5 protein-coding genes are annotated in these 3,220 nt (G+C 35.2%); all 5 read left to right on the forward strand.

Annotation, left to right across the window (positions count from 1 at the left end; translation table 11 throughout):
- The first annotated feature begins 247 nt into the window (after nt 1–247).
- Nucleotides 248–427 (forward strand): hypothetical protein, encoded by a 180-nt coding sequence (locus AB685_RS29050; protein WP_047974089.1) that lies wholly within the window; start codon nt 248–250, stop codon nt 425–427.
- A gap of 227 nt (nt 428–654) precedes the next feature.
- Nucleotides 655–1,893 carry a M14 family zinc carboxypeptidase gene (locus AB685_RS29055; protein ID WP_047974090.1) on the forward strand — a complete coding sequence of 413 codons (1,239 nt, stop codon included), beginning with the start codon at nt 655–657 and terminating at the stop codon, nt 1,891–1,893.
- A 289-nt stretch (nt 1,894–2,182) separates the two neighbouring features.
- Nucleotides 2,183–2,476 carry a WXG100 family type VII secretion target gene (locus AB685_RS29060; RefSeq protein ID WP_047974091.1) on the forward strand — a complete coding sequence of 98 codons (294 nt, stop codon included), beginning with the start codon at nt 2,183–2,185 and terminating at the stop codon, nt 2,474–2,476.
- A 93-nt stretch (nt 2,477–2,569) separates the two neighbouring features.
- Nucleotides 2,570–2,809, forward strand: a complete 240-nt coding sequence (locus tag AB685_RS29065) for an EsaB/YukD family protein (protein WP_047974093.1) — start codon at nt 2,570–2,572, stop codon at nt 2,807–2,809.
- 187 nt (nt 2,810–2,996) lie between these two features.
- Nucleotides 2,997–3,220: type VII secretion protein EssB/YukC (locus AB685_RS29070; RefSeq protein WP_277814323.1), on the forward strand; the 224-nt coding region annotated here is incomplete at its 3' end.

A 3,220-nucleotide genomic window follows, 5' to 3' on the forward strand; every position in this document is an offset into this window, starting at 1 on the left:
TACTGAAGAGCAATATCGAATTGCCGATATTGTTAATCTAGTCTATAACGGTCCAGAACTACTTGATTATTTCGGTCGAGGGGACCTTTCAGTTGTTATTTAAAGCATCCTGAAGGGTGCTTTTTTTAATGTTCTTCTAAATCTAAAAACTCCTTAACTAGCTTAATAGATTTTTTTACATTCTTCTACAATGTGGAAGATTAAAGACTTTTCCGATTGGGAATAGATATAATAGGAGGGATTAAGTATGAAAAATTATACTGTTACATTTTATTTTACTGGAGGAGAAAGTGTTGTCTTTGAAATAGAAAGTGGYTATGAATTAAACCAACAAATTGAAAAGATTCAATCTGCTAAGTGGTTTGATCATAAAAACGAATATGTGAATATGGATATGGTTATTAAATTTGAAATTGTTGAGCACTAGAGTCTCTACATAAGATTTAGACCACAAAAAGACATTAGGTTTTTTATCCTAGTGTTTTTTTTTGTTGAGAAAACATGCTACTAAAGTGTTTGGTATTTTTTGTCGATCCGAACAATTTTATAGGTCATTATTACGCTTCTCTAAATATTAGTCAATCTAAGAAGGTTTAGCTAATTATTTAGAGAATTTCGTAAAGGCACTATAAAGACAAGGGAGGAATTATGTAGATGAAAAAACTAGTAATGACTTTAGGTACAGGTTTCTTAGCAGCAAGTTTACTCATGTCACCGGCACAAGCTGCACAAAACAATACCGGACCGGCGGTACCAAACCAACAGAATTTATCTATCTCTGGTTTCATGACATATGAGCAAATGACAAAACGCTTAGATCAGATAGCTTCTAATAGTCAGGGGCGTGTGGAAGTTGAAGCTGTAGGTTACTCGAACCAAGGACGGGAAATTTACAAAGCAACAGTTGGTACAGGTGATCGCGTTATTTTAATTGAGAGTGAAATTCATGGAAATGAAAAAACAGGAACTGAGGCACTGCYAAATATTTTACAGTTTTTAGGTTCAAGTAATTCTCCGAAAGCTAAACAAATTCGTGAGGAAGTGACAATCGTTGCCTTACCTAAGGTGAATCCAGATTCGGCAGAATTAGATCGACGAGCAAATGATATGACTTGGAGTGAAGTAGTAGAAGCATTCCCGCAGCTTAGTGAGGCTTCTGCTCCTGCTTGGAATTACTATACACGCACGCTTCAAGGAACAAATTATGCTGAACGTCCAGGGTTTGATGTAAATAGAGATTTTAACCCTGATCTATCATATATTCCCACATCAGAAGATTTTCCAGGGGATTCGGCATTACCTGGTTGGTTTATTACACCTGAAGCACAAACAATCAGAGATGTTTATGTAGATTTGCAAAACCAATTTGGAAAGGTTGACGTTTTTGTCGACTTACACCACCAAGGTCCATTTATGACAGTTGAGGGCACCGATGATGATGTGACTATGTCTATTTCGGGTCAGTTTGTTCCAGATCCTAATACTGCTGCTGGAGAAAAATATAATGCGTATGCTGAAAATTATGATTACGATTTCTCACGACAACTGAATGTTGCAGTGTATGATGCCTTGCAAATCGGCAACTCACCATTTAAAAATATCTCTCTCTACCAACAAGGGCTAGATCTACCCGGAACGGCATTAGGATCGTTTGCCTTGAATGGAAGCGGAACAGTTCTCTTTGAAGTTCGAGGTCAAACTCAAAGTTTCGGGCAAAAAATGAGAGGGCAGTTAGTGAAGGCAGTGGAAGACGGCCTTTACGGAATAATTGAAGGAGTGGCTGATGAATCAGTTTATGAAATTGATCCTGAAAAGTATGAGGACATTCCATTAACAATTCGTYAAATAAGTAAACATACAAGGAACCTAATGGGACCTTGTATGTTTTTTTGAGTGGAAAAACATTAAACAATATTTGGTTTTTATGCATATTTTTTTATTTTTATGGGTATCTAGAAGTTAGTACACTAACAACTATTCTAATTAAATATGAGTAATTAGTCACTATTTGTCTTATTTTGCTAGTTATATTCTCCTTGTAATTATAAAGGAGAGATAAAATATATAAGTGGATTTATAGGTAATTTCTATTAATTTCAACTAAAAGGTGGAGATGCGTTGACTGTAAAAAAATAGTTGGTAAGCTAGAAGAGACAATATTAAATTTAAAGGGGTTGTTGAAATGTCAGATGTAATTCGATTAACACCAGCCGAACTGCGCGATGTAGCTAGACAGTACGATGCAGAGAGTGGTAATATTTATGATTTACTTACTCGTCTTGATGGTATGAGTAGTCATCTTCAAGATGTATGGGAAGGTGCATCTAGCCAAGCGTTTGCTCAACAATATCAAGAATTACGCCCGTCTTTTGATAGAATGKCAGCTCTATTAAATGAAGTATCTATGCAACTTGCTAATTCAGCTCAAACTCTAGAAGATACTGACCGCCAGATTGCTAGTCAAATTCGCGGTTAAATACTTACTAAATTAGCACAATGAAATGATGGAAAAGAGCGCTGACAATTTTATTTGTTTATGCGCTTTTTTTCCTGTTTAGAGGTGGTACTTATTTATATACAGGTAACTATAGACTTAAGACATTATACAGGGGAAAGCTTTGATTTGAGATTATCGGACTACTATTCTGTGAAAAAGGTCATTGATATCGTATGGCAAATAGAAAAAATAAAAGAACAACCTCGTGAAGGGAATTGGGTCAGAATTGAAAACAAAGGGACGGTATTACCTGGCTATGCTTCACTTCATACAAATGGTGTAACGAACGGGGATAAAATTGTCATTATTTAAATACATCTAGATTTGTAGATGACTTTTTAACTTTTGCAATAGTTGTACTAATGAATCTATCTGTAATTTATAAAGGAGTACCTATWTGGAAGAGAAACGACTATCGTACTTAGAAAAACAAATAGAAGCTGCTGTAACGAAAGAAAAAGGTCAACATTTCTTTCTTTTTCAAAAAGCAAAGATCAAGTTGAAAGATCATTTAGAGATCGGAATGATTGCTCAAATAAATGACCCAATCGAGAGAGTGATAGAAGAAACAGAAGATGAACTGAAACTTGTCATGAAAAGACCTAAGACTATATTAAATTTTAATATGTTAACAAGAAAAACGACTTACGCAAAATGGTTATTTGTTCATAAACTCGTTCGAGCTGTTGAGGCCCATTCATATCAGCGACTTAATGTAGTCGT

The organism is Bacillus sp. LL01, assembly GCF_001037965.1.